The sequence below is a fragment of the Protofrankia symbiont of Coriaria myrtifolia genome, from assembly GCF_900634755.1.
GTDB classification, from domain to species: domain Bacteria; phylum Actinomycetota; class Actinomycetes; order Frankiales; family Frankiaceae; genus Protofrankia; species Protofrankia coriariae.
On record NZ_CAAAFS010000238.1, the window covers coordinates 1 to 22492 of the forward strand.

General features: G+C 67.9%; 19 protein-coding genes and 1 pseudogene. 12 read left to right on the forward strand and 8 right to left on the reverse strand.

Annotation, left to right across the window (positions count from 1 at the left end; genetic code table 11):
* Window positions 1-298: 298 nt before the first annotated feature.
* The 3 genes from CM1CMNOD_RS13310 to CM1CMNOD_RS13320 all read right to left on the reverse strand — a co-directional run bounded on the left by CM1CMNOD_RS13310 (window position 299) and on the right by CM1CMNOD_RS13320 (window position 5025).
* Window positions 299-1525: an acyl-CoA dehydrogenase family protein gene (locus tag CM1CMNOD_RS13310; protein WP_013874128.1), complete on the reverse strand. Its 1227-nt coding sequence runs from the start codon at window positions 1523-1525 to the stop codon at window positions 299-301.
* A 195-nt stretch (window positions 1526-1720) separates the two neighbouring features.
* Window positions 1721-2959, reverse strand: a complete 1239-nt coding sequence (locus CM1CMNOD_RS13315; protein WP_013874129.1) for an NAD(P)/FAD-dependent oxidoreductase — start codon at window positions 2957-2959, stop codon at window positions 1721-1723.
* Between the two features lie 263 nt (window positions 2960-3222).
* Window positions 3223-5025 (reverse strand): AMP-dependent synthetase/ligase, encoded by a 1803-nt coding sequence (locus tag CM1CMNOD_RS13320; protein ID WP_013874130.1) that lies wholly within the window; start codon window positions 5023-5025, stop codon window positions 3223-3225.
* A gap of 543 nt (window positions 5026-5568) precedes the next feature.
* Here CM1CMNOD_RS13320 and CM1CMNOD_RS13325 point away from each other — a divergent pair.
* The 4 genes from CM1CMNOD_RS13325 to CM1CMNOD_RS13340 all read left to right on the forward strand — a co-directional run bounded on the left by CM1CMNOD_RS13325 (window position 5569) and on the right by CM1CMNOD_RS13340 (window position 8991).
* On the forward strand, window positions 5569-7095 hold the full coding sequence (locus CM1CMNOD_RS13325) for an MFS transporter (RefSeq protein WP_013874131.1): 1527 nt from the start codon (window positions 5569-5571) through the stop codon (window positions 7093-7095).
* A gap of 108 nt (window positions 7096-7203) precedes the next feature.
* Window positions 7204-7467, forward strand: coding sequence for a DUF1778 domain-containing protein (locus CM1CMNOD_RS13330; protein WP_013874132.1), 264 nt, complete (start codon window positions 7204-7206; stop codon window positions 7465-7467).
* Window positions 7464-7976, forward strand: coding sequence for a GNAT family N-acetyltransferase (locus CM1CMNOD_RS13335; RefSeq protein WP_013874133.1), 513 nt, complete (start codon window positions 7464-7466; stop codon window positions 7974-7976). Before CM1CMNOD_RS13330 ends, CM1CMNOD_RS13335 begins: the two co-directional genes overlap by 4 nt.
* A gap of 532 nt (window positions 7977-8508) precedes the next feature.
* On the forward strand, window positions 8509-8991 hold the full coding sequence (locus CM1CMNOD_RS13340; protein WP_043606559.1) for a PaaI family thioesterase: 483 nt from the start codon (window positions 8509-8511) through the stop codon (window positions 8989-8991).
* Between the two features lie 42 nt (window positions 8992-9033).
* Here CM1CMNOD_RS13340 and CM1CMNOD_RS13345 read toward each other — a convergent pair whose 3' ends face one another.
* The gene (locus CM1CMNOD_RS13345) at window positions 9034-9699 is read right to left on the reverse strand and encodes an HAD family hydrolase (RefSeq protein ID WP_013874135.1); all 666 of its coding nucleotides are present in this window, start codon (window positions 9697-9699) and stop codon (window positions 9034-9036) included.
* Between the two features lie 87 nt (window positions 9700-9786).
* Window positions 9787-10638, reverse strand: coding sequence for an MBL fold metallo-hydrolase (locus CM1CMNOD_RS13350; protein ID WP_013874136.1), 852 nt, complete (start codon window positions 10636-10638; stop codon window positions 9787-9789).
* 1020 nt (window positions 10639-11658) lie between these two features.
* On the opposite strand from CM1CMNOD_RS13350, the gene CM1CMNOD_RS13355 reads away from it, so the two are divergent.
* From CM1CMNOD_RS13355 to CM1CMNOD_RS13375, 5 genes and pseudogenes are all read left to right on the forward strand, one after another.
* The gene (locus CM1CMNOD_RS13355) at window positions 11659-13383 is read left to right on the forward strand and encodes an AMP-binding protein (protein WP_013874137.1); all 1725 of its coding nucleotides are present in this window, start codon (window positions 11659-11661) and stop codon (window positions 13381-13383) included.
* Between the two features lie 212 nt (window positions 13384-13595).
* A complete protein-coding gene (locus CM1CMNOD_RS13360; RefSeq protein ID WP_013874138.1) occupies window positions 13596-14384 on the forward strand; it encodes a ferritin-like domain-containing protein in 789 nt (262 codons plus the stop codon).
* Window positions 14385-14508: 124 nt separating this feature from the next.
* Window positions 14509-14769: an acyl carrier protein gene (locus tag CM1CMNOD_RS13365; protein ID WP_013874139.1), complete on the forward strand. Its 261-nt coding sequence runs from the start codon at window positions 14509-14511 to the stop codon at window positions 14767-14769.
* A pseudogene (locus tag CM1CMNOD_RS13370) lies at window positions 14766-15680 on the forward strand (SAM-dependent methyltransferase). Before CM1CMNOD_RS13365 ends, CM1CMNOD_RS13370 begins: the two are co-directional and overlap by 4 nt.
* 171 nt (window positions 15681-15851) lie before the next feature.
* Window positions 15852-16733, forward strand: coding sequence for an acyl-ACP desaturase (locus tag CM1CMNOD_RS13375; RefSeq protein WP_013874140.1), 882 nt, complete (start codon window positions 15852-15854; stop codon window positions 16731-16733).
* Between the two features lie 57 nt (window positions 16734-16790).
* Here the strand turns inward: CM1CMNOD_RS13375 and CM1CMNOD_RS13380 are convergent, their stop codons facing one another.
* Window positions 16791-17060, reverse strand: a complete 270-nt coding sequence (locus CM1CMNOD_RS13380; RefSeq protein WP_013874141.1) for a hypothetical protein — start codon at window positions 17058-17060, stop codon at window positions 16791-16793.
* 500 nt (window positions 17061-17560) lie between these two features.
* Here CM1CMNOD_RS13380 and CM1CMNOD_RS13385 point away from each other — a divergent pair, with 500 nt between their 5' ends.
* The gene (locus CM1CMNOD_RS13385) at window positions 17561-18007 is read left to right on the forward strand and encodes a hypothetical protein (RefSeq protein ID WP_013874142.1); all 447 of its coding nucleotides are present in this window, start codon (window positions 17561-17563) and stop codon (window positions 18005-18007) included.
* Window positions 18008-18367: 360 nt separating this feature from the next.
* Entirely contained in the window at window positions 18368-18892 is a 525-nt protein-coding gene (locus CM1CMNOD_RS13390) for a MarR family winged helix-turn-helix transcriptional regulator (RefSeq protein WP_157491025.1), read from the forward strand.
* A gap of 38 nt (window positions 18893-18930) precedes the next feature.
* On the opposite strand, the gene CM1CMNOD_RS13395 is transcribed toward CM1CMNOD_RS13390, so the two are convergent.
* Together CM1CMNOD_RS13395 and CM1CMNOD_RS13400 are read right to left on the reverse strand one after the other, a co-directional pair.
* Window positions 18931-19188, reverse strand: coding sequence for a hypothetical protein (locus CM1CMNOD_RS13395; RefSeq protein WP_013874144.1), 258 nt, complete (start codon window positions 19186-19188; stop codon window positions 18931-18933).
* A gap of 512 nt (window positions 19189-19700) precedes the next feature.
* Window positions 19701-20252 carry a hypothetical protein gene (locus tag CM1CMNOD_RS13400; protein WP_013874145.1) on the reverse strand — a complete coding sequence of 184 codons (552 nt, stop codon included), beginning with the start codon at window positions 20250-20252 and terminating at the stop codon, window positions 19701-19703.
* 797 nt (window positions 20253-21049) lie between these two features.
* On the opposite strand from CM1CMNOD_RS13400, the gene CM1CMNOD_RS13405 reads away from it, so the two are divergent.
* The coding region (locus CM1CMNOD_RS13405) for an MMPL family transporter (protein WP_165490471.1) at window positions 21050-22492 on the forward strand (1443 nt) is incomplete at its 3' end.

Sequence of the window (22492 nt, forward strand, 5' to 3'; positions counted from 1 at the left end):
CCGGCCACTTCTTCTGCGAACCCACGACACAGTCCTGACCGGCAGAGGGACGGGGAGACCTGCCAGACCCAACCCTCTCACCCAGACACAAGACACACCAGAACTAAGCAGCGACAGTCTACTAGTTACGTCTGCCATCCCAACACTTTTTTCCTACCGGCCCGTGAACAGATGCCGAACCGGTTACCGGAAGCGGCGGAAAAAGAGGTGAAGTCACCGTGCGGGCAGGAGCGCGCGGGGCAGGAGAGAAGACACCCGCGCCGCCGGCTGTCCGCGCCACCGGCGATGTCGACCGGCCTCATCGGTAAGCGCGCAGCACCCGGCGGGCGATGGACCAGCGCAGCACTTCGGACGGGCCCTCGTAGATCCGGAAACCCCGCGCCTCGACAAGAAAGCGGGCGACCAGTTCGTCCTCGCACACACCGAGCCCGCCGTAGAGCTGGACCACGCGGTCGAGTACCCGCCAGACCGCCTCCGACACGAAGGTCTTGGTGATCGCGGACGCGTGGCGCGCGGCGCCGCTGAGCGCACCACGCTCGTCGATCACGGCGGCTGTCGAGTGGACGAGCGCCCGGGCGGCCGCGATGTCGATCTCGTTGTCGGCGACGTGGGCCTGGGCCATCCCGTGGCCGGCGACCGCCGCCCCGAACGCCTCGCGGCCGACGATCCGCGCCGCCGCCATCTCGTGCGCCCGGATGGCCACCCCCAGCCAGCTCATCGAGAACATGATGCGAGAGGGGGCCAGCCGTGCCTGGATCTGCTCGAAGCCCTTCCCGACCTCGCCGAGCACGGCGTCGTCGGGTACGAAGCAGTCGTCGAAGGTCACTTCGCAGTGACCGCCCGGGGCACTGTGGTCCAGCGTCGGCATGCGGCGGCCGACGGTGAGCCCCGGGTTGTCCTGGTCCACCAGGAAGATGGTCGCGCCGCCGCCGGCGGTGGCGGCCATGCAGATACTGAACGCCGCCCCGTCGGCTCCGGTGACGAAGTGCTTCACGCCGTTGATCTTCCAGCCGCCGGGGGCCTTCTCGGCGGTCGTGCGCAGCATCGTGAGATCCGACCCCGCCCCCGGGGACGGTTCGGACACCGCGAGGGACGAGCGGACCTCACCGCGCGCCAACGGTTCCAGGTACCGCCGCGCCTGCTCAGCGGTGGCGAGGTGGGCGAGCAGGTGGATGTTGCCGTCGTCCGGGGCGGACGCGTTCACCGCGATCGGGCCGATCAGGCTCGCGCCGGCGGCCTCCAGCACGTGCGCCAGGGCACGGGTGTCGAGGCCGAGCCCGCCGTAGGCCACCGGCGACAGCGGGCCGAAGACCCCCGCCTGACGTGCCTCCTCCTGCAGCCGCACCCGCAGCGCGTCGTCCATCGGACGCCCGTCGACGATGATCTCCCGCTCGACCGGGAAGACATGTTCCTGGACGAACGCCTTCGTGCGTTCGGCGATCCGCCGCGGGCTGCTGTCCGCGCCGGGCGCGGCGGACGCGCTGCCCGCGGCGGGTGCGGTGAGTGCGGTGGGTGCGGCGTTCACGGCTGGGCACGCTCCTGGTCTGTGTCGGCGCCGCAGCCGCAGGGGCGGCGGGCGGCGCGTTCTCCTCCTGCCGCGCCGCCCGGTTCACCGGCTCCCCGCTCCCCTGGCCCCCGGTACCAGGGCACCTGGTGATCGAGAAGCGGGGCAGGTGCGGAACGATACAGGCGAATGTCGGCAGATATGGGCGAGAAGCGGTCAGGCGGCCGTGAGCAGCCGCTTGTCCCGCGGCGTCCCAACCTCTTCGTAGAGCTTCTCCAGGTGGCCCGGAGCGAAGAACTCCTCGCTGTGGATGCCCCCGCCGATCATCCCGTAGAACTTCTTCGTGTATTCCGGGCTCTGGCTCGCGGCGCGCAGTACGGAGTCGAAGAAGGGGGGCAGCGGGAGGAGTTCGGAAATCATGCAGGTGAACTCGAAGGTGCTCTTGCTCCGCTCGTCGCGGAGCCTGGCGTACTCCGCCACCGCTTCGTCGATCGGGCGCTCGCCGGCCAGCCCCTCGTGCAGGTGGTCCGCCAGGAGCTGGGCATACACGAAGGCGTCGGTGATTCCCCAGCCGGTGAACGGGTCCTTGTGGTATCCGGCGTCCCCCACCAGCGCCCAGCCCGGCCCGTTGGAGCGGCGGTAGTAGTTGTCCGGGTAACGCATCACCCGGAAGTTCTCCTCCCGCTTCCCCTTCGCCCGCAGTTCCTCACCGAGTTCGGGGACGACCTCGTCGTACACCGCGTGGAAGTTGTTCTCCACGTCGGTGCGGAACGCGCTGAAGTGCTCCCGCCGGCGTAGCAGGGACAGCAGGTTCAGACCGTCGTTGGTCGGCCACGTGCCTATCTGCTGCTCGTTGAAGCCGGTCCGGTGCTGGAAACCCCAGTCCAGGCCACTGAAATACGAGTAGTAGACGAAGCAGCTCGCCGGGACCACCCGGTAGAAGTCAGCCCCGACCTTGTCCGCGATCGTCGAGTTCCGGCCGTCCGCGCCGACGACGAACGACCCGCGGAACTCCTGCTCCGGCCCGTCGCCGAACTGGCCCCGGATACCGGCCGCCCGGCCGTCCTCGAAGATCACATCCTGGACGGTGAACCCCTCGAGGATCTCCGCGCCGGCCGCGCGTGCCGCGTCGACGAGAATGCTGTCCAGGACGGTGCGCCGTGGGGAGTAGACCTCGGTGATGCCCTCGATCGGGTCGGCGAAGCCCTCGATGTGAATGCCGGTGTAGGACATGATCAGGTTTCTTATCGGCGGGACGCCCGACGCCACAAGGCGGTCGAGCAGGCCCCAGTCCCGCAGCCGGGCAAGGCCGGTCTGGTGAATGTAGTGCGTCGAGACGGTGTCACTCGGGAAGGTTGCCCGATCGACGACAAGGACCCGGTGGCCTCGCCTGGCGAGCAGCAGCGCCAGAGGTGAACCGGCGCAGCGCGCACCGACAACGATGACGTCGTACATGAGTAGTGTGCTCCTGTCGTGAACCCGGCGAAGCCCGCGGTGATATTACACACGGCAGTGGTACGAATCGATTTTCCACAACTGTCGGAACGACAGTCAACAACTACTGCCGAGACACATCGTCCGATCGGACGACACAATCAACCCATAATCCGGGAATGGTACGGAAGAACGCCCGAAAAAATACGTGGAGAATTCTCCACCAGTTCACCGGATGGTGGGAGGAGGGAGCGGGAGGAGGGGAAGGAGGGAGGAGGAAGCGGTCAGCCGTACACCGCCGCGATGTCCGCGGCGAATTCGGCCTCGATGACGTTACGGCGCAGCTTCATCGATGGCGTCAGATGCCCGGCGGCCACGGTGAAGTCGCTCGAGAGCACCCGGAACGCCCGGATCGACTCGGCGCGCGAGACCAGGCTGTTCACGTCGTCCACCGCGATCTGGATCTCCGTGAGCAGCTCGGGGTCATGGCTCCAGGAGTCGTCGTCGGCGGCAAGCCCTCGGCTCGCCTTCCAGCCGGCGAGCGCGGCGGGGTCGATCGTCACCAGCGCGCTGACGAAGGGCCGCCCGTCACCCACCACCATGCAGTTGCTCACCAGCGGATGCAGCCGGACGCGGTCCTCCAGCGGAGCGGGCGCGACGTTCTTGCCACCGCTGGTGACCAGGATCTCCTTGCGGCGGCCCGTGATGTAGAGGAAACCGTCGTCGTCCAGCCGGCCGAGGTCGCCGGTGTGCAGCCACGGGCCCTCACCGCCCTGTGTCGCGTCCCGGTCGGTGGGCTGCGGGCTTCCCTTCCAGTACCCCGGCGAGACGTTGAGGCCGCGAATGAGCAGCTCGCTGTCGTCCGCGATCGCCACCGTGGTGCCCGGGATCGGGCGCCCGGTGCTGCCCATCCGGTTGGTGGCCGGAACGTTCACCGTCACCGCCGTCGCGGCCTCGGTCAGCCCGTAGCAGTTGAGGATCCGCACCCCCACCCCGCCGTAGAAGGCCGCGGTCGAGTCGTCGAGCGACGCGCCGCCGCAGATCACATCCTGGAAACGGCCACCGAAGGAGGCCCGTACCCGGCTGTAGACCCGCTCGTCGAACACGGCGTGCGTGGTGCGCAGGCTGTCGTCGACCGGCAGCCCGCGCGCGCTGGCGAGGCCGAACTCGATCGCGACCCGCTCCGCCTCGGCGTCGACCGCACCGGCCCCGCCGGCCGCGGGCACGCGCACCCGCTTGCGGATCTTCTCCAACGCGTACGGCACGAGCGCGAGGAAGCTCGGCCGGAACACCGGGAACTGCCCGATCAGCTCCGGGATGCCCGCCACCAGGCCGGTCCGGGTGCCCCCGTACAGGCAGGCGATGAGGATGGTCCGGCCGAAGACGTGCGACAGCGGCAGGCCCAGCAGGGTCGCCGCCTGCTCCCCGTCGGCGGTGCGGAAGAGGTCACCGGTGTGTTCGACGGTGTTGGCGGAGGACGCGTACAGGTTGCGGTGGGTGAGCATGCATCCCTTGGGCATGCCGGTGGTACCGCTGGTGTAGACGATCGTCGCGAGGTCGTCGGCGCGTACCTTGGCGCGGCGCTCGTCGAACTCGGCGTCCCAGGGCCCGTCCTGGTCGGCGTCCCGCCAGGCCCAGACCGCCGCCAGCGGCCAGGCGCCGACGCGCAGGGCCGCCCCGCCGATCCGGTCGAGCTGGACCCGCTGTTCCTCGGTCTCGGTGAAGCACCAGTTCGCCGCGGAGTCGACCAGCAGATGGCGCACCTGCTGCTCGGATGCCGTCGGATAGATCGGGACCGTGACCGCGCCGATGCTGAGCACCGCGAAGTCCACCACGGCCCACTCGTAGCTGGTCCGTCCCAGCACAGCCACCCGGTCACCGTGCGCGACCCCGTGCGCCAGCAGCACCTTGGCGACGGCCCGGACGTGGTCGGCGAACTGCCGGTAGCTGACGTCCTGCCAGCCGGCGGCGTTCTGCCAGCTCAGCACCGGGCGGTCCGGGGCCAGCCGGACGCCCTCGTCCAGGATGAGGGAGAGGCCCCGATCCCCGGGAAGAACGACGCCGTCCCCGGACTTGTACTGCTGCATATAAACCACCTACTCGCGGCGACGATTTCCGATGTCGAGAAACGAGAACTCACCGGCGACGCCGGGATACGGACGGGCACGAATACGAAGAAAATCCCCGACGAACACCACCACGAAAGCCGTCACAAAAACTTCACCCGTTCACAGCACTCCCGTGGCCGGCCGGTTGGATGACGGATCGGGAACCTGGGGCCGGGCATCGGCGGGCACCTCAGTTAGTATGTGAACCTGTCGGGATGGTGTCAACGTCGATTTGGCAGACCCAATCACCCGATCGGCGGAGACGATCGGTAGCGACGATGTCGGCGTATTCTCTTGGCCAGCCACTTGGCGAACATTTACCGGAACGTTGCCGTGACGTTTACCACCTGGCAATCTCGACTCGTCCGCGCACACACGGATATTACACTGGCGGAACAGCTTCGTGCACGTACGACCAGCCACGAAAAATGTCGGATCTTATCGTACGACCGATTTCTGGAACCCACCGCGAGTGCCGCATGCCACACGTCATGAGATGACCACCGGCAGGGGGATGTTTTCATGAGGCTAGACGGAACACCCGCTTCGACGTCGCGCCGCGACAGTCCTTCGATCCGGCTCGCGCTCGTCTGCGTGGCGACCTTCGTGGTCTATCTGGACGCCAGCATCACTCCGGTCGCCGTGCCGGCGATCCGCGCCGATCTCCACGCCGACGTCACCGCCGCCCAGTGGCTCCTGGACGCCTACACCCTGGGCTTTGCCTGTCTGCTGCTGACCGCGGGATCGGTCGGCGATCGTTTCGGTCGCAAGGCGACCCTGCTGACCGGAACCGCCGGCTTCACTGCCTGCTCGGTGGCCTGCGCGCTCGCCCCGAGCCCGGGAATACTGATCGCCGCGCGCGGCGGCCAGGGCGTGTTCGCGGCAGCGATCGTACCGCTGTCGCTCGCGGTCACCGCCGAACTGTTCGCGGACCCGAGGCAACGGACCCGTGCCATCGGCGTGTGGGGTGGCGTCGCCGGTACGGCGGTGGCACTCGGACCGATCATCGGCGGGCTGCTGGTCCAGACAGCCGGCTGGGAGAGCATGTTCTGGATCAACCTGCCGATCGGCGTGGTGGCGCTCGCCGGCCTGTCCTGGACCCTGCCCTCGTCCCCTCCCCGCCGGCCGTCCCCGAACGGCCGGGCCGTCGACGAACGCCACGACGGCCTGCCCGGCACGGCACCGGCCGGCGGCGTCCGGAGAAACCGGGAAGCCGCCAGCCGGCCGGACACCGTGGGGCAGACGCTGTTCGTGCTCGGTAGCGGATCACTGACGTTCGCGATGATCGAAAGTGGCCGCTTCGGCTGGTCCTCGCCCGTCATCCTCGGGCTCCTGCTCGGCAGCGCCGTGATCCTGACGCTCTTCGTGCTGTGGGAGATCCGTTGCCCACACCCGATGCTCCCGCCGCGCCTGTTGCGCGTTCCCGCGGTCGCCGTGGCCTGCGTCGTGAACTTCCTCGGCCTGTTCGGCATGTATGCGGTGCTGTTCCTGCTGACCGTGTACCTCCAGGAGACCCGGCACCTGTCACCGGTGGAAACCGGGGTGCGTTTCCTGGCGCTCACCGGGTTCCTCGGCGTGGCCTCGATGGGCGCGGCAGCCGTGGTGGCCCGGCTCGGGACCCGCACGACCATGCTCCTGGGCCTGCTCCTCGTGGCGGCCGGGCTCGGCGGACTCACCCTCGTCGAGGAGGCGGGCGGCTATTTCACCTACGGATGGGCGCTGGTGCTGCTCGGCGCCGGCATACCCCTGTCCAGCGGTGTGGTCGCTATCCAGGCGATGATGAGCTCGGTACCGGCCGATCTCGCCGGTACCGCGTCCGGCGCGATGAACACGTTCCGGCAGTTCGGGGCCGTCTTCGGGGTGGCGCTCGCGGGTGTCCTCTCGCCACAGCGGGGTGATGCCGTCACCTCGATGAACGTCACCTTCATCGTCGCCGCGGCCGGGGCGCTGGCCGGTGCCGTCGTGACGGTGATCGTGCTACGCGAACGGGGCGATCACGCCAGCCGGGCCGTACCCACGGCGGAGCCACAGCAGCCGAGCGTCGCGTGACCTCGACCAGCCCACCGTCACCGGCCTGCCGTCAGGGATTTCCGTTCCACCTGTAAGCCACACCTCCTTGACTCGTACGCCTACCAGGCGCACACTCAGGACGTGACGATGATCAAAAGTTCCCGCATCGCTGTGCGCCTGCCTGAAGAGCAGGATGCGCTGATCCGCGCGGCAGCCGAGGTCGAAGGCTCGACCGTCACCGAGTTCACCGTGAATGCGGCCGTAGCCAGGGCCAAGGACGTCCTGGCAGACCAGCGCCTGTTCACACTGGGGAGCGAGGCATGGACGGAGTTCCTCACCATTCTGGATCGTCCGGTTACCCGCAAACCGCGCCTGGAACGCCTGTTCACCGAGAAGTCGATCTTTGAGTGAGTGGTTACTCCGCACCCAGGCCGATCGCCGCGGCTGATGACCTGTCGACCTTTGACAGCGGCGAGTCCTCACTGGACGACTGGTTGCGCCGACGGGCGTTGGGTAACCAGACAGCGGGAGCCTCCCGCTGCTTTGTCACGTGCCGTGACGGACGTGTCGTCGGCTACTACGCCCTGGCTACCGGAGCTGTACAGCGGCTGGACACCAGCCGACGCATCGGCCAGGGCATGCCCGATCCCGTCCCGGTCATTCTGCTGGGGCGTCTCGCCGTCGACGTCAAGGAACAGGGCCGGGGTCTGGGCGCCCATCTGTTACGCGACGCGATCACCCGCACCGTCGCGGCAGCGGAGATCGTCGGTGTGCGAGCCCTGCTCGTACACGCGCTGCACGACCAGGCTCGGCAGTTCTACCTGTATTTCGGGTTTGAACCGTCTCCCACCCATCCGCTCCATCTGTTCCTTCTGATGAAGGATGCCCGGGCTCTGACCAGAGGCGACACATCCGGGTAGCCGGCCTTGTCGGGTAGCGAACGGGCATCCACGGCACTCAGCCGGTTCGACTGCCAGCTCACGGCGGCGGAACCTGTCGACATCAACGAGACGAAATCTTGTAGAAACTACTGAGTGTTCTGCTCTGGGGCGTCGCCCGGCTGCCCGGCTGCCAGCGACGGCGGGTTGATCCAGGCAGGTGCGGGTAGCGCCGGCTGGGCCGGTGACCGGCGCCGGCCGGCGCGGCCAGGAATATCCCGCCGGCCGAACAGCCGTCCATGCCGCTTTCCGGACAGCTCCGTTCTCGGAAATGAAAATCCGGGAAAATGGAAAAGCCCGTTCACCCACTGTGGGGCAACAGAACGTTCACCAGCGGTCCACCGTTCCGTGGTCCTGTTCCAGCGGATGTCGGCGTATCGTCCGATGACGAGCGTCCCGGATGCGGGACGAGCCGGGGCCGTGCACGGGCGACATGCGGAATACCGCGGCCGACATACAGCAGACGGAGCACCCGGAGACAAAAGCGCGGTGGGAGACAGAGGAGGGCGAGCCTGTGCAGGTGAACGGCACGCGGGAGGAGTCCGCCGCGCAGAACCGCATTCGGGAACTACGGCAGCTGCTGGATTACGGTCTACAGGCCGGAATCGGGGTCGGCCACTCACTCGGTATCACCCTCGAGTCGGTGGACGAGGGCCGGACGGTCTACACGCTCGCGCCCTCACCAGCCACGGCCAACGCGATGTATACCGTGCACGGCGGAGTTCTCGCGACCCTCATGGACACCGCCATGGGGAGCGCGGTCTTCACCAGGCTCCCCGACGGGATTCTTTACACCACGCTCGAGCTGAAGGTCAATTTCGTCCGGTCGGTGAAACTGGACGCGGACCAGCTCACCTGTGAGGGTCTGGCGATCCACGTCGGCAGACGGACCGCGCTCGCGGAAGCGCGCGTCACCGACCCCGCCGGAAAGCTGATAGCCCACGGAACGAGCACCTGCCTGCTGCAGCCCGTGGACACGGCCCGAAACGCGCAGTAGCCGACTGTCCACCCTGCCACGGTGCGGGTGGGACACCTACCGTCACAATCGCGCCAGGTGCTCCAGGGTCTGTTCTGGTGAGCTGTGCAGGATCGCCTGCCAGCCGCGGGCCTGGGCGGCGGCGCAGTTGACCGGTGTGTCGTCGATGAGCAGGCACTGCCGCGGCGTCGCGCCGAAGGTGTCCTCAGCCAACTGGTAGATCTCCGGGTCGGGCTTGCGGAGCCCGATCTCGTGGGAGTTGATGATCATCTCGAACACGCCCGCGTCGGGCATCAGCGCCGCGCGGTGCGGTTCCCACTCGGCCACGCTGTTCGTCAGCAGCCCCACCCGCAGCCCCCGGCGCCGGCAGTCGGCCAAACAGCCGAGCAGGGCGTTGTTCATCCGTCGCCCCTCGTACCAGTGGTCGCCGAAACGGGTCAGATCGACCCGTGGCGTCCACTCCGGGGCAAGCGCCGCGGTGACCCGCAGGCCCCACTCGTGTTGCGTCATCAGCCCGCGTTCCAGCGGTTCGATCATCCGCATGCCGCGCTCGCCGGCGACGGCGTCGATGGCCGACCGCAGGTCCGCGGCCGGCACCCCCGCCGCGGCCACGAACCGGTCGAACGCCTCCGGGATGGGGGAGGTCAGCACACCGCCGAAATCGCACCACACCACCGAGATCTCCACCGGCGACGGGCGCCGGCCGACGGACCGGGCATCGTCAGCCACGTCCGCCTCCCGGGACATCGGCCGGAGGCGCAGCCGCCGGCAGCACGGGCTGGCCGGCGCGGGGCCGGCCGCGGGCGGTCCCGGGAATCATCCGAGAATACCCCTGGGAATCCACGTGTCGAACCGGGCGGCCGGTGCGGCAATGTGCACCGGGCCGGCGAAGACCTGGCGGGCGTCGGCCTGCCGGGCCGCCAGCCACCGCGAGTCGGCGGAGATGAAATGGGTCAGGACGAGTTGCCCGGCGTCTGCCTCGGCCGCCGCGGTACCGGCGTCGGTGGCGCACAGATGACCGTGCGGCCCGTTGTCGGCGAGTTCCAGGGTGGCTTCGGCCAGCAGCAGGTCCACGTCGCGGGCCAGGGGGATCAACGCGTCGGTCCAACCGGTGTCGCCGGTGTAGGCGAGGCTGCCCGTCGGGCCGTCCAGCCGGACACCGCAGTTGGGGATGGCGTGCCGCAGCGCATGCATGCCGATCGTGCAGTCACCTACCGTGAAACTCTCGCCCGGGACGTACTCCCGTACGTCGAAGGCGAGGTCGAACGCCCTGTCCAGCAGCGGAATGGTCGCCACCGGAAAAAGCTCCGCAAGCTTGCGCAGGGTCGCGCGCCCACCAGCCGGCACATAGAGCGGGATCGGCGTGAGCAGGGCGGCGTCAGCGGCGTCCCGGATCTCCGGCAGGGTGGGGAAAGACGCGCCATACCGCGCGTGCCGGCTCAGGAGAGTTTTTCCGATCGGCAGCAGATCGTAGCAGTGGTCCAGATGGAAATGGCTGATCACTACCGCGTCCAACATTTTTGGATGCCCTATCGAGCTGAGCGCCAGCGCCACACCGGGACCGCAGTCCAGCAGGATCCTGGTGCTGTCGGTGCTCACGAGATAACCCGAACTGCCCTGGCCACCGGAAGGCATTCCCGAACGGCAGCCGAGGACGGTGAGATGCATCTGTGGAATATCCGATCTTCTGGAATACCGGAATCCAGGGACCCCGGAGTACTGGTGTGGTGTGGTGTGGTGCGCCGAGGCGCTCCGACGGCGCAGTGCGTGGATCTTCGTGATGCCGTCGGGGAACTTTGGAGTTTGGGAATTGGGGGCGCACGGTTCCCCCCGGTTCCAGCGATGTTGCTGGCAGCCCGCGTCCCTGGCAACGAGCAACTTCCAGACGTACGATCACGAACGCTTATCGTTACTGCTCACGGCCTTCGTCCGGCCTTCATCGCCGCTCACCAGGCCGGGTGTGCCGCTGGGATGCCGTGCCCCGGCCGCGGGGTGTGCGTCGGGTACGCCTGGCAGACCCCGGCACCGTGGACATCCGTCCAGGAGCCGGCGCGACGCTCGTCAGCGGTCTGCGGCCTGGAACCCCTTCGGCGGGTATCGCCCCGCGGTGACGCAGGCCCGCAGCGCCGTGGAGTTCACAGCACCCGGCAGGGCGGAGGCGAGGGCCGTTCTCAACGGTCCTCGGCATCCCAACGGTCCTTGGCGATGCTCTGTCCGCTGTCTTCGTGGCGGGTCAGAGTCTTCGTGGCGGGTCAGACCGGCAGCGGACCGGCAGCGGTTCGGCCACCGCCTGAGCGGCGTCCGACACATTACGGCGGGACGTTCACCGGCCGCTTTCCCCAGCTTTCGTCCAGCCCGCCACGGCTCGGTGGTGAACGAAGCACGAAGCGACGACAAATGATGTGGGAATCCTGCCCACGAACCATCGGATCCGCCCTCGTCCGATAGCTTTCCCGAATGGATCGATACGATCGGAAAATAACCATTGACGGCCTTCGGCACGCCGCCGAACAATTTTGCCGATGACGGCGTTCACGGCACACCGGGCGCGATTCGCCCACTGGCCACCCAGTGCGCACATCCCAACCGATGGTCACCGGAGACGGCGACACGAAGAAACGGCGACGAGAAGAAGGCGACGGCGCGAAGAAGGCGACGGCCGACTCTTCGTGGACAGAGGGAGGCCGCATGGTCACCAGCACGTTGCACGATGCGCTTGACCGGGTCGCCGCCCACGGCAGGGACACCCGGGTCGACTTCCCGTCCGAGCCGGCGTCGATCACCCTCGGTGAGCTCGCTGACTCCACCCGCGTGATGGCGCGCTCGCTGGCCGCGGCAGGCATCGGGCCTGGCAGCCGGGTCGGAATCTTCAGCCAGAACGCGCCCGAATTCCTCCAGGCGCTGTTCGCCATCACCAGGACCGGCGCGGCGGCCTGCCCGTTGCCGCTGCCCACGGCGGCCTGGGATCTGGCGGGGCACGCGCACCGGCTGGCGCGGATCGTGTCGGTCGCGGGCATCCGCGATGTGATCGTCTCCTCCCGCTTCCGGGGGCTGGCCAGCCGTTTCGACGGCGCCGTGGGCGATGTGGCCTTCGTCTGCGCCGGCGATCTGTTGGCAGCCGCGCCTCCGTCCGGGCGGCTGCCCCTGGTCGACGCGGCCGAGATGGCCATCGTCCAGTTCACCTCGGGAAGCACCGCCGCTCCCAAGGGGGTCCGGCTTACCCACGCCAACACGCTCGCGGGCATCGAGGCGATCAGTGAAGGGATCGCCCTCGGCCGGGACGGTGACGGAGGCGGGAGCTGGCTGCCCCTCTTCCACGACATGGGCCTGTTCGCGACCCTGTCCGCGATCCTGCGCAACGTCCCCATGACGGTGTGGTCACCCGCGTCCTTCGTCAAGGACCCGGCGCGATGGCTGCGCCAGTTCCTGGCGTCCGGGGCGACGATCTCCCCCGCTCCCAACTTCGGCTACGACCAGTTGGTCGCGGCCGTGCCCCCGCTGGAGGTGGCGGGGCTGGACATGCGGCACTGGTGGGTCGCCTTCAACGGTGCCGAGCCCGTCGCCCTGGCGTCGGTCGAACGGTTCCTGGAACACTTCGCGCCGGCCGGTTTCGCCCCTGAGGCGATGTTCCCGGTGTACGGGATGGCCGAGGCGACGCTGGCGGTCACCTTTCCTCCGCTGGGCCGGCCGCCGGTGTCGGTCTGGGTCGACCGGGACCTGCTGGCCAACGCCGGGCGCGTCTGGCAGGTGCCCCCCGGGCATCCACACGCGCGGGCCGTCGTCGCTGTGGGCCAGCCGGTACGCGGAGTCGACCTGCGGCTCTCCGGCCCCGATGCCGGCAGGCTGCCCGTCGACGACCAACAGGTCGGCGAGATCGAGATTTGCGGGGATCCGGTGACGTCCGGCTATCTGCTGGCGGAGGGGACCGACGACGACACCTTCACCGCGGACGGTTGGCTGCGCACCGGAGACCTCGGCTTCCGGCTGGATGGCGACGTGTTCGTCACGGGACGAACAAAGGAAATGATCATCGTTCATGGGACGAACTTCTACCCCGAGGACGTCGAAGGCATCGCCCGCGACATCCCTGGGGTCTTCAAGCGCCGCTGCGTGGCCGTTGCCGGCCGCACCCATGACAGCGATCGTGACGGCGGCCGAGACGGACGCGGCAAGGGTGCCGACGGAAGCGACGGCGACGGGACGGAAGTGATCATTCTGCTCGCGGAGACGAGTCTCGACGACCCGGCCGCGCGTGACCGGCTCGCCGGTGACCTGCGCGCCCAGATCACCGGAACACTCGGCCTGTCCGACCTGGCGGTACACCTGGTGCCCCCGAGCACGCTCCCCCGCACATCCAGTGGCAAGTTCCAACGCCTGGCCATCCGCGAACAATCATGGAAGTCCCCGCTCTGACATCGCGGGCCCGCCGCCCAGTTCTCCAGCGCAACAGAGCCCGATGTAACAGGGCTTAACGCAACAGAGCCCGATGTAACAGGGCCCGATGTAGCAGCCCGATGTGCTCCGGCCACGAAGCCCGCACGCCCGTGACCCCCGCGCGGGCAGCCCGGGCCGACCCGGCCCTGAAGCCCGCAGCAGCCCGCACGCGAAGTCCGCGAAGGAAGCCGATGCACAGTTACGATGTCTTCCGCCAGTACGAACGTCATCAGTGGCAACTCGCCGACCTGCCGTTCGACGAGATCGATCGTGACCTGGTCGACCCCGACTACGTCACGCTGGCGAAAAGCGCGGTGATGGGCGAGTCGAACTCGATAGCCGCCCAGCACGGCTTTTTCAACGAATTCGTCGATGACTACGACTTCTCCGCGTTCGTGGCGATCTGGGGTTTTCAGGAGCTTCAGCACCACTACGCGTTCCGGGCCTGGCTGAAAGCTCTGGACGTCCACATCGACGCGGCTCCGGTCGAAGCGATGCGGGAACCGTACGCGCCCGGCACGACACCGGCCGCCACCCTCGCGACAAATATCATTTCGGAACTGACGGTGAACCACATCTACCGGGCCGTCTCGGACTGGGTGGCCGAACCAGTGCTGCGGACAATCATGCGGGACGCCAGCCGGGACGAGGCAGCCCACGCCCGCGAGTTCATCTACTTCGCCCGCAGGCGGCTGGCCGCACATCCGCGGGAGCTGCCGTCGGTGCTCGAAACGCTCTATGTGTACACCTCCGACACACGGATCAGGCATCCGGTGAGCGCCTTCAAAAGCGAGCTGCCAGAACTGCGCGAGCACGAAACGATAGATACCGGCTTCGAGTTCTTCCTGACCAAGGTCGGCGGTGCCGGCGAACTCGACCGCCTCCAGGTGAAGATCCGCCGGGCCTTCGGCGCCCTGACCGGTCTGGACCTCGCCAGCAACGCGCGTATCCGGCGCGCGCTGGCCGAAGCACTGGTATGACACCGGCCGTATCCGGTCCGGCCGGTCTGGCCAGCGGGACAGATCCGGCCAGAGATCGCGTGACCATCCTTTTCGCGCCGTCAGCAACCCTGTGCTGTGGGGCAAAATATGTTTTGGAGCAAAATTGTCCGTCACTCATGAACAGATCGTCGCTGTTGTCACCGACATCGTGACCGGCGAACTCGGCCTCGCCGCCAACAGCGTGGCCCCGGCCACCGACCTCCGCTCGATCGAGGGGGCTGACTCGGTCAAGGTACTCCGGATGATCTCCAGAATCGAGCGGCATTTCGACATCGAACTGGAGGACGAAGACGTCTTCGGCATCTCCTCCGTCCACGACATCGCGCTGGTGGTGGCGAAGGTCCTCACACCGGATCCGTCATGACGACGATCACGGGCTCGAGAACGGACACCGCCCTCGCCGACACCAACCAGCACTACGACCTCGACCCGGAGATCTTCGGCCTCTTCCTCGACCCGTCGCGCAAGTACAGTTGCGGGCTGTACCGGTCCGAGACGGACACCCTGGCGGACGCTCAGATCAACAAGCTGCGCTTCGTCGCCGAGCGCCTGGGGCTGCGAGGCGGCGAGCGGCTGCTCGACGTGGGCTGCGGCTGGGGCTCCCTGCTGCTGTTCATGGCGCGGGAACACGCCTGCCGGGCAACCGGCATCAGCCCGGCGGCCCGCCAGCACGCCTACATCAGCGGCCGGGCCCGTGAACTCGGCGTGGCCGACCAGGTCAGCACCTGGCAGGGGCATTTCGAGGAGATCGACCTGCCTGCCGGCAGCTTCGACGCGGTGACCATGCTCGGATCCATCGTGCACATGCCCGATCTGACCGCCGTGTTCGCGAGAGCCCGGACACTGCTGCGTCGCGGTGGCACCCTTTACGTGTCGGAAAGCTGCTTTCGCAACGCGGCCGCGCACGGGGCATTCCACCGTCGCGCCGGCACCCGGTTCGTCGGCGAAACAATCTTCGGTTGGGGAGACATGCGCCCGCTGTCCGACCTGGTCCGTGGCGCCGAGGACGCCGAGGACGCCGAGGACGCCGAGGACGCCGAGGACGCCGAGGACGCCGAGGACGCCGGATTCTCCATCGTCGGCCTGGACGACCTCACCGCGGACTACCGCCGCACGATCGATGACTGACTGACGAACGTCCGCTCCGCCACCGACGACATCGAACGGATCCGACCGGGTCTTGCCGGCGAACTCGAACGCTACCTGGAGATCGCCAACGCCGGGTGGGGTTACACCACCAAACACTACGCCCTGACGTGCCGGAAGGCACGATGACGGAGTACCGGGCGTGAAAAAAGCACGATCACGGCGCCTTTGGGCCTTTGTCAGGGGCACTCCGGCCTGCTGGACCAGGGCATATTCCCCGACCTGCGACACTGTCGCCGCCCCGGCCCGGTGGCCGTCTGTCGGGCCAGCAGGAATGTTGGACAAGCGGTGGGAGGATCGATGACCGTCGTGGACGGAACCCCGGCGGCAGCGCCGTCCGAACAGGATGTGAGCCGGCTCCTGCCGGCCGCCGACATCGAGCATGCGGTCACCTCGTTCATGGCTGCCTCGCCATCGGCACGCCGCTTCGACGTGGAGGGCGACTTCGACTGGAGCAGTGCGGACTGCGGGAGACTGACCGAGGGGCAACGGTCCGCGGTCCGTTTCGTCACTCTGATCGAGGACCACCTTCCCGGCTACTTCGCTCTCTACAACCGGTTCTTCCCCCTCGACGAGGATGTCGACCCGGCGGACTTCGTCCGTAACCGGGAGCTGTACCACTTCACGGTCCGCTGGGCGCAGGAGGAGGACACTCATGCCCGCGCTCTCTTCCGCTATCAGGTGGCCTCCGGGCTCGCCGAACCCGAACGGCTGCGTCTCGAGCTCGCCGAGGAAGGCCGGCGGAGGTTCATCCTGCCCTTCGACAGTCCGGTCTCGCTGTTCACCTACACCCTCGTGCAGGAGAAAGCGACGCAGCTCTACTACCAGCAACTCCGCGCCGTGATCGACGAGCCGGTTCTCGCGGAGATCCTGAACCGGCTCAGCCGGGACGAGGCCCGTCACTTCTCGTTCATGGCAGACATGCTGGAGCGATATCTGATCCGGTATGGCGACGCCGTCGTGGAACCGATTCGGGACGTGATAGCGAACTTCCGGATGCCACTGGCGGACACCATCAAGGGCTACTGGCGGTGGGCGCTGCGGATCGCGGACACCGCACGATACGACCATACCGACGCCTACGAACATCTGATCCGGGTCATCAGGCACGCCGTCGACGCACCATCGGACCGGGTGGAGGCGTTGACCCAGTTCATCTCCGCCTGCCGCGCCCCGGTGTAAACCCGTTCCGCACCACCGCGTGGGCGGGCCACCAGCCCGATCGATTCAGCGGCCTTTTCACGCCACCCACCGGATCCTGCGGATCCGCGGCGGAAGATGGAAACGGACGGCACCGACAGCATAGTCGTCCCAGCCGCATTCCATGGCATACCCGTCGGCAGCGGCGGCGCTTTCAAACAGGATCACCACCTCCGTGACGGTCGACCGGTCGTCCCCGCCGAAGAGAACCGCCGCGTACAGCGATGGCGGTGATTCCGCCGCGGGCCCGGACGACGGCCGCCGTGCCGGCTGCCGCGACAACTGCCGCGACAGCGGTACGGCCGTCATTTCGACTCCTTCCGGCCACGGTACGGCGTCCGCTGTATCCACGGCATCCACGGCATCCACTGTGCCCACAGCGTCCACGGGGCGGATACGCCTGCCCCGCCTCCGTGAGCATCCGGACCTGGAATCGTCACAGTTTGTCATCGCCAGCCCTTCAGATCGCTGCCTGAGATCATTTCCGGGGATCACTTCCTGTTCGAGGCGGCTGCCATGACGAGCGACGCACGGCTCGACGGCTTCGCTGGACAGCGTCACCGGCGACACCCGCTGGGGCAGGATTTGCCTGTCACGGAACAGTGAACATCAGCGCCGTGGCAGAATGCAGCGCCTGTGTCTGGCAGATCCCAAGTCGATCGTCGGGACGGAAACCGACACGAGAATGGCATCAAACTGGTAGCCGGGAGGCCGACGTAGTCCCCCGAACACCTGCCGCGCGGCGAACTGGTACAGAAAACTGGTAGCTACCAGACCGGCTACGCGGAAAGGAATGGCCAAATCACACGATGGAAACAGCAACAGCACAACAAATTCACAATCAACTCATCCGGGTGCTCCGTCGCGGCGGCCGTCCCGCCGAGCTGATCACATACGCTCCGGAGTTCGTCGACCTGGTCTGGCCCGCCGAGGCGGGCATGCCCCGGCAGGCCATCCACGACCGGGCGCTGCGCGCGCACCGGATGCTCACCGCCGCCGTCGCCGCCATGGAACAGCCGCACAGCGAAGCAATCGGAATCATGCTGTGCCTGTGGCCGGGCACCCTCGGTCTGACCCTTGACCAGCGCCGAGAACGGGCCGCCCGCCTTTTCGGTATCCAGTCCGACACCTTCCGCCGCTCGGCCCATGAGGGGCGCCTCGTTCTCAACCTCTCCCTGGAGATCTACCAGCGGGTCCGGGACCGCCACGACCGGCGGCGGACCCTGCCCACCGCGGACCACGACGGCGCGCTGTGAACCGGCACAGCATGAACCAGCACAGCATGAACCAGCAGCGACCGAGAAGGTTCCCCGGGCCGTTTCCCGGGCGCCCTGGCCTGGCTTCTGGAACAGCGGTGACCGGACCATGCGTAATCCGATGAAGAGTAGCGGCCATCTACGGATACCAGTGAATTCCGCTGGTTTACGGCGACCAGTAACCATGGAATCTCCCCTGGATACCACTGTCGCCATATCGCCTGGCCGACTGTCGTGACCCAGGGCATTATCGGCGCGAAAAATCCTGGATCCGGGAATGTCACGGCCGTCCCGCCGGGAAGGTGCTCTCGGCCCGCCGGCGGGCCGGACCATCGTTACCATGGGGCAATGACCGTGCCCGTGCAGTCAACCAGCAGTCCGCCGCCCGTGGGACGCCGGCCGTCCCCGGCCGTCGACGGGGATTCAGGCCTACCCGAGAACGACAAAGGCAGCCGTATCGACCCGGCATTCGTGACCGCGCTGCGAACGTCGATAACCAGACTTGCGCGCGCACAGCGGGCCGAACGACAACGGGATCCGCAGGCACTTCCGGTCAGTCTGATATCGGCCCTGTCCACACTGCAACGGCTGGGCCCGCTGACCCCGACACAGCTCGCGCATCTGGAAGGCGTACGCAAACCATCGATGACCCGCGCGCTGGCGACTCTCGCCGAACGCGGCCTGGTGATCAGGGAACACGACGAGTACGACGGCCGGCAGTTCATCGTGCGGATCTCCGCCGAAGGCCTTGCCGCGGTCGCCCGCTCACGCGACATCGTCGACGGCTGGTATTTCCGGCGGCTGCGGCAGCTGGACCAGCAGGACCTGACAGACCTCATGCGCGCCGGCGGAGCACTCGTACGACTGGCCAACGAGACGGCCTGACCCGGCAACAGGTTCGAGCGGTGCCAGGCGGATTCGCCTCAGGATGGCTGGTCACGATTATCGGTGGACTGCCGGCGGGTGCTGACCGGCGCCGGCTCCACGTCCCGCTCCGGGGGCGGGCGCAGCAGAACGAACGAAAACAGGTAGATTGCCAAATAACTCAGGACCGCGGCGAACGCAAGCAGATCCAGCGACTCGGCAAAAGCAAGGACAACAAGCAAAAGAATACCGCCGCCCAGTCCGACGAGAAGACGTGGCGGCACATCGATGGCAAACCGGTCAGGACGTTCTGACATGTCTCACGTTGTTCCTGAGAAAAGGCCGTCTCCGGGCATTCCACATGACTGGCCGGGGGCCGGACGGCTGCCGGGTCCGGGGAGCCCGTGAAGCTCCCCACCGGCAACTGTCCCGCCTGCTGCCGCGGGGCCGGCATCCCGGGACCGCCGACATGTCGTGGACATTCCCGGCCGGCCCGCCCACGAAACTGCCGTCAACGTGCTCCAAGGAAGTCTGCGCCCCTTTGCCGGATGCGGCGGCGGATGCGGCAACCCGGCCGCGAGCCGGAGCATACCGTGCGCCGGCACCGGCGCGGCATATCCGGGCCGCCGGTCCGACCAGTCGGGGTATCGGCCTGGCCCGACCATCGTCACAGCATCTATGTTCCCGATTTTACTGTGCTGGAAAATCTGCAGGATATCGAACGGGCCCGGTATCGGCGGAAACAGCTGGAACGGGCCCGGTCCCTGACCCCTGACCGTCAGAAATTATTCCTTGCTGTCAGAAATTGGTTCTGGACCGTCAGAACACGTCACCGGCTGGGCCGCGGAGGAACCGGCGTCGGCTCCGCGGACGACGGCACCGGCCCAGGCGCCGCGGTGGTGCTGGCCGGCTCGGGCGCGGTGGTCGCCGGGCCCGGCGTCGGCTGCCGCCTCGTAGGAGCGGGCGTCGGGGACGCCGAGGCGGGTCCCGGCACGTCCGGGCCACCGGTCGGACGGCCGCCCACGGCGGTGGCGCCCTGCTCCGCGCCCTGGCCCGCGGGCTGCTCACCGGGTGGCGCGCTCGAGCCCGGCGTGCTGGCGGCCAGCGAGGCCAGGGCGGCCGGGACGGTGTCCGGTGACACACCGGCGACCGGGACGACGCCCGCGCCAACGGGCGCTGTCGACACACCCGCTGTCGCACTTGGCAGTGATTCAGGAGCGGTATCGATGATGATGTCACCTGAATCGCTGTTTTGAGCACTTTTCGTGGTCAGATAGCTGGCCGTCCCGCCGAGAACAGCCCCGACGACGAGCATCAGCAGGAAGACCGTCGCAAGCTGCCGCCCGGATCCGCCAGCCGTGAGGGTGGACCGGGTCGTCATGGCCTCTCCTCGTATGACCGGAGGCCGGGCCTCCCGAATCCCTGGGCGCGAAAGAATCATGATCCGCTCACCGTCGGCCCTTTCGGTGGTTCGGCCACCAACCATACTGGGCGGCCACAAACGCCCGTGGCCAGTGTCCGGTAGAACACACCGGCCCACCTTGTGGCGCGCTGGTTCCAGAGCCGGTACGAATCCCTGTTCACCGAACGGCCCATGGCCGGGCCCGGGCCGTGACACGGCCATGGAAGAACCGGCCGGAAGCCCGTCAGTGGAATCCCCGGAACATCACCGGAGATAAATCACACAACTGATATAGACAGTTTGCCCGTCTCTGGACGGGCGGCGACGTCCGGTACCGAAAAGCGGCTGGTGCCCACCGGCGTGGGTAATGGCGACGAATCGACGGGGAGGTCCGCACCGATGCCACGCCGAGGTTTTGCCCTACCATCGGCACGAGCACTCAGCAGAAACCAATCGTCGGGGAAAATTCTGGTGAACGAAGTCGCGATCGTCGAGCTTGCCTCCTCATCTCCGGAAGCGGCCGGCGGAGATCTTTTCCGGTGCCTGCCGCAGCAGCCAGGAGGGCAGTTCAGCGATACCGCGCGAAGCCGTTCGCGGCTCGGGAACCAACACCATCGGAACAGTCGGGAGAACCGGGGTGGCACCGGTACCGGCCGGATTCCCGGCCCCGGTGACAGTGCGCCGGGCAGCATGACGGGCGGCGCGCTGGGCACCGTGGTCGCGGCCGGCTGGGCCGAGGACACGCTCCGCCCGGACCGGAAGGATGGTTCACCGCGATGAAGACGTCACCACCGCACGGTGGCTCATCGCCGGAATCCCAGCTCCACGAGCCTCATTCCACCGGACGGCACCGGCCCCGGGTCCCCCTGCCGCGAGGCGTGGGGCGCGGCCCCGCCGTCCACCCACGGGTACGCCCGCGGATACGCAGCCGGCTGCTGCGCGCCATCGTCACCCGTCCCCGCACAATCCTGCTCGTCACGGTGGTGGTGACGATCCTCGCCGCCATCGTCGGCGTCGGGGCGGTCAGCCGGATGAAGACCGGCGGATTCGACGATCCTGGCTCGGACTCGGTCCGCGGCACGCAGACCCTCCTGGACAGGTTCGGCTCGGCCGATCCGAACCTGGTCGTCCTGATCGGCTCCACCGCCGGCGTCGAGACGCCGGCGGTCCGGACGAAGGGACAGGACGTCACCGCCACGCTGCGGCGCGAGCCGGGCCTGCAGGTGGTGGCCTCCTACTGGGAGACGCCCGTGGCCGAGCTGCGCGGCCGCTCCGGCGACGTCGGCCTGATCGTCGCCCATGTCGACGGTGACCAGGACGAAAGCGCCGAGCACACCGGACGGCTGCACGACCTGTTCACCCGGGCGGAGGGCCCCACCGACGGTGTCACCGTCTCCCTCGGCGGGCTCACCCAGATCAACAACGACATCAACACGCAGGTCACCAAGGATCTGGCCAGGGCCGAATCCATCGCCATCCCGGTCACTCTCGCCCTGTTGCTGGTGGTCTTCGGCACCGTGGTCGCGGCGGGCATCCCGCTGATCATCGGTATTCTGTCGATCATCGGGACGCTCGGCGCGCTCGCGATCCTGGCCACTCTCACCGAGGTCTCGGTGTTCGCGGTCAACCTCACCACCGCGCTCGGGCTCGGGCTCGCCATCGACTACTGCCTGCTGTTCATCTCTCGTTACCGCGAGGAACGCAGACGCCACTACGGCACCGTCGCAGCCCTGGACGCGACCATGCGCAGCGCCGGCCGGACGATCGTGTTCAGCGCCGCCACCGTCGCCGCGGCCCTGTGCTGCCTGCTGGTCTTCCCACAGTACTTCCTGCGCTCGTTCGCCTTCGCCGGCGTCGCGGTCGTGGCGATCACCCTGGTCGGGGCGTTGATCATCCTGCCGGCCCTGTTGCTCCTGCTGCGGGGCCGGATCGAACGCTGGCCACTGCCCTGGCGCCGTCGCTCGACGCGAACCAGGGGCCGAACCAGGGGCCTCAGCGCGGTCGGCCGGGTCGCCGCCGTGGCCTGGCGGTACCCTGCCCGCACCGCCATCCCCACCCTCGCCCTCCTGCTCCTGCTCGGTGTCCCCTTCCTGCACGTCACCTTCGGCGTCCCTGACGACCGTGTCCTGCCTGCCAGCGCCGAAAGCCGCCAGACCGCCGACCGGCTGCGCGCCGACTTCGCAGCCCCCGCCACCGGCGCCCTCGCCATCATCGCCACC